The 3076-nt window shown below is 70.1% G+C and carries 4 protein-coding genes; 2 read left to right on the plus strand and 2 right to left on the minus strand.

The genetic code is table 11. From position 1 onward, the window contains the following. Positions 1–573, minus strand: a 573-nt coding sequence (locus QK444_RS34725) for a TRIC cation channel family protein (RefSeq protein WP_282786236.1), incomplete at its 3' end; no start/stop codon positions are given. A gap of 111 nt (positions 574–684) precedes the next feature. Here QK444_RS34725 and QK444_RS34730 point away from each other — a divergent pair. Continuing rightward, positions 685–1413, plus strand: coding sequence for a uracil-DNA glycosylase (locus QK444_RS34730; protein ID WP_282786237.1), 729 nt, complete (start codon positions 685–687; stop codon positions 1411–1413). Positions 1414–1611: 198 nt separating this feature from the next. Further along, positions 1612–2244, plus strand: a complete 633-nt coding sequence (locus QK444_RS34735) for a TetR/AcrR family transcriptional regulator (RefSeq protein WP_282786239.1) — start codon at positions 1612–1614, stop codon at positions 2242–2244. Here the strand turns inward: QK444_RS34735 and QK444_RS34740 are convergent. Continuing rightward, a partial coding sequence (locus tag QK444_RS34740) for a phosphotransferase (protein ID WP_282786238.1) occupies positions 2226–3076 on the minus strand: 851 nt, incomplete at its 5' end. The two genes, QK444_RS34735 and QK444_RS34740, sit on opposite strands and share 19 nt — an antisense overlap.

Below are 3076 nucleotides of genomic sequence, written 5' to 3' on the forward strand. Positions count from 1 at the left end.
GGCGAGCGCGCCCGTCCAGTAGGTGTAGACGCCGAAATGCAGCAGCGCCGCCGTGGCGGCAGCACCGACCAGCGCCGGGATGGCGTAGACCTCCTCGTCGGGACGCAGGATGCTCGGGGGTCGTCCGGCCAGCACATCACGGACGACACCGCCGCCCACCGCGGTGAGCACGCCCAGCGCGGCGGCCGAGAAGGCAGACAGCCCGTGGTGGTAGGCGGTGACGGTGCCGGTGACGCAGAAGCTGGCGAGGCCGACCGCGTCGGCCATGGCGAGGGGCGTTCTGATGAGTCGCCGCGGCGGGTGCCAGAAGAAGATGATGAGCGCGGCCAGCAGCGCGGTGGCCGGATAGCGGAGGTGAACGAAGGCCGCCGGTGGCGTCGCGCCGATGACGAGATCGCGCATGATGCCGCCGCCGAGGGCGGTGCAGACCGCCAGCGCGGCAATACCGACCAGGTCGTATCGCTTGTGGACAGCCAGCAGCGCACCGGACACGGCAAAGGCGAAGACCCCCAGCAGATCTCCCACCTCCTGTGCGATACCGGCCGCACCGCCCAACTCCGCCAGGTAGGCCATGTACGCGCCCTCCGTGTCGCAAATATTTGGCAATCCGGCTAAGTATGCCCGGCTGTCCGATTTCGGGCCTGTCCTGGGACGACACGGCGGGCGGCGTGGTTGGCTGGAACCGTGTTCCGCACGATTCCCGAACTGGAGGACGAACTCGTCGAGTGCCGAGCCTGCCCGCGTCTGGTGGCGTGGCGGGAGCGGGTCGCCGACGAGAAGCGCGCGGCCTTCCGGGATGAGGCGTATTGGGGTCGGCCGGTGCCCGGGTATGGCCCCGACAATGCGAAGTTGCTGGTAGTCGGCCTGGCACCGGCCGCGCACGGCGGCAATCGCACCGGGCGGATGTTCACCGGGGATCGCAGCGGCGACGTCCTCTACGCCGCCATGCATGCCGTCGGCCTCGCCAACCAGCCGACCGCCGTACACCGCGACGACGGCCTGCGCCTGCTCGGCGCCCGCGTCACCGCCCCCGTCCACTGCGCCCCACCCGACAACAAACCGACCACCACCGAACGCGACACCTGCCGCCGCTGGCTGATAGCCGAACTCGACCTCCTCGCCCCGACCCTGCGTTCGATCGTGGTCCTCGGCGGCTGGGGTTGGCAGGCACTGCTCCCCGCCCTCGCCCGATCCGGCTGGGCACTACCGAAACCCAGGCCCAAGTTCGGCCACGGCGTCCACACCACCATCGCCCCCGCCCGCCCCGACCGCACACCCCTGCACCTGTTCGGCAGCTATCACGTGAGCCAGCAGAACACCTTCACCGGACGGCTGACGCCGGCGATGCTGGAAGCCGTTCTGGCCGAGGCGAAGTCGGCCGCGGAGTTCGAGGGTGACCAACCGGTCCGGTGATCGTGTTCCACGGTCTGGCCGCTGATGGCTCAGGTGGTGTCAGCGTAGCCGGTGATCTGTCCGGTCGCGGACGGCTTCGTGACCGCCAAGCCCTACTCGCTCGTCGCAGGCGTGGCCGGTAGACGGCGTGGCCGGTCGGCGGCGCGGAGTGGGGATGCGGCTCGCTACGATGCGGGCGTGAGCAGGGGTGAGGAGAGTGTGGAGGAGGTCGCCGCCGAGGTGGCCGAGCCGCGCGGCGGGCGGCGGCGGGAGCAGACCCGGCAGCGGTTGCTGGACGCGGCGTTCGACGCGTTCGCGGATGAGGGGTTCGGGCGGTGCTCGGTCGAGCAGGTGTGTGAGCGGGCCGGATTCACCCGGGGCGCGTTCTACTCGAATTTCACCTCGCTCGAGGAGCTGTTCCTCGCCATGTGGGAGCAGCGTTCCAGCCGGATGCTGAGCGAGGTGCGGGCGGTGCTGGACGCACCCGCCGCGGTGACGGTGTCGCGGCCGCGGCAGGCGGTGGAGCATGTGCTGGCCGCGGTTCCCGTGGACGACAAGTGGTTTCGCATCACCTCGGAGTTCACCGCGCACGCCCTGCGCACTCCGGCGCTGCGGCGGGCCATGGTAGCTCGGGAGGAGTCGATCGCCGCGGCCCTGACCCCCGTGATCGTGACGCTGGTGGAGCGTGCGGGACGCATCGTTCCCGATCCGCGCACCCTGGGCCGTGCCCTGGTCGCCGTTCATGACGGCACGCTCGCCCAGTGCCTGCTGGAACCGGACAATCCTGCCGTCCGCGAGGGGCGGGTGGACCTGTTCCTCCAAGTCGTGCTGGCCTACAGCACCCCCGCCTGATCCGTGAGCCCGTCCAGCGCCCGCGCCAGGCGGCCGAGGCTCTGTTCCCGCAGGTCCGGCATATCGTTCTCGATCCCGTGCAGGATGTCGTCGGCCGGGTCGGCGCAGGTCCAGAACTCCAGCTTGCGCACCAGCGACGCGCCCAATTCCCGCCCGCGCCCCTGCCGCACCTGCCGCACGAAGTCGGCGCCCGCCTCCGCCCACAGGTAGCACAGGTCGTAATCCGGATCCCCGACCTGCATATCCCCGAAGTCGATCACTCCGCTGATGCGATCGCCCTCGATCAACAGATGATCCAGGCTCACATCCCCGTGGATCAGGGTGGGCCGGTACGCGAAATTCTCCGCATCGCCCAGGTACCGCTCGTACACCGCCACCAACCGCCGCCCCCGCTCCGCATCCAACAGCGGCACGACCTCTTCCTCCAGCATGTCCAGGGTCTCCGCGAAGTCCGCCCGGAAGTCGGCCACCTCCACCCCCAACTCGACCGCCCGCTCCACCGGAAACGCGTGCATCTGCTCCAGAAACTCCGCCACCTGCCGCGCCGTTCCCGCCCCCAGCAGCCCACGCCGATGCCACTCCTCCGGCAGCACCACTTCACCCGGTACCACCGGATAAACACAGAACTCCCCCGGCCCCAACGGATTCGGCGCCGTGAACGCGAACCGCGGAATCGGCAACCCCACCCGCGGCCCCAACTCCGGAAGCAACCGAGCCTCCCGCACCATCCCCTCCGCCCCCCACTCCCCCTTCGGCAACCGCATCACATACCGCCGCTCCCCCACCGCGACGATCATCGCCACACTCTCCATCCCCGCCCCCAACACCGCGA

It is taken from the genome of Nocardia sp. CC201C, from assembly GCF_030010695.1.
In the GTDB taxonomy this organism is placed as follows: Bacteria; Actinomycetota; Actinomycetes; order Mycobacteriales; family Mycobacteriaceae; genus Nocardia; species Nocardia otitidiscaviarum.